This is a genomic window from Curtobacterium sp. 22159 (assembly GCF_052045775.1).
Lineage (GTDB): Bacteria > Actinomycetota > Actinomycetes > Actinomycetales > Microbacteriaceae > Curtobacterium.
The window spans coordinates 1-714 of sequence record NZ_JBQEPN010000023.1; the positions used below are offsets into that span (position 1 = coordinate 1).

1 protein-coding gene is annotated in these 714 nt (G+C 68.9%); it reads right to left on the reverse strand.

The genetic code is table 11. The annotated features are described in order from the left end of the window. Positions 1 to 686, reverse strand: a 686-nt coding sequence (locus tag ACTJKO_RS17410) for a DUF7507 domain-containing protein (protein WP_440690630.1), incomplete at its 3' end; no start/stop codon positions are given. Positions 687 to 714 lie beyond the last annotated feature (28 nt).

The window sequence follows — 714 nt, forward strand, 5'->3', positions numbered from 1 at the left end:
CCGACGAGCTCCGTACCGGTGAAGGCGAGCTGGCCCGGACGCGGCGGGGTGCCCGCTGCGATCGGGGTCGCCGGCGGGTCCGGGGTCACCGTCGAGGTCGACGGGTCGGAGGTCAGCGACCCACCGCCGGGCAGGTCACCGGTCACCGTGGCGGTGTTGGTGAGCTTCCCGGCGCCTGCGGCGAGGTCCGCGGCCACCACCGTGTAGGTGGCGGTGCAGATCTCGGTGTCACCGGGCTCGAGCGTGATGTCGTCATGCGACGGGCAGGTGACTGCAGACAGCTTGCCGTGGCCGGAGAAGTCGCCTTCCTTGACAGTCGGGTTGGTGATGGTCACGTTGCCGGCGTTCGTCACCAGGAACGAGTACGTCACCTTCTGCCCCACCGTGGTGATCTTCGTCACGTCGGCGGTCTTCACGACCGTCAGTGCCGGCTTCGGGTCGGTGACCACGACGACCGTCGACGGCGGGGTCGGCGGGATGTCCGTCCCCGGGGGCGTGTTGCCGGTCGCGGTGGCGGTGTTCGACAGCTCTCCGGAGTCAACGTCGGCCTGCGTCACCACGTACGTGGTGGTGTAGGTGACCGATTCACCCGGCTGCAGGGTGACCGTGGCCGGGTAGTCGATCGGCGCAAGCTGACCGGTGCCGGTGAACTTGCCCTCATCGACACGGGGGTCCGTCACGGTCACGTTGCCGGTGTTGGTCACCAGGAACGAG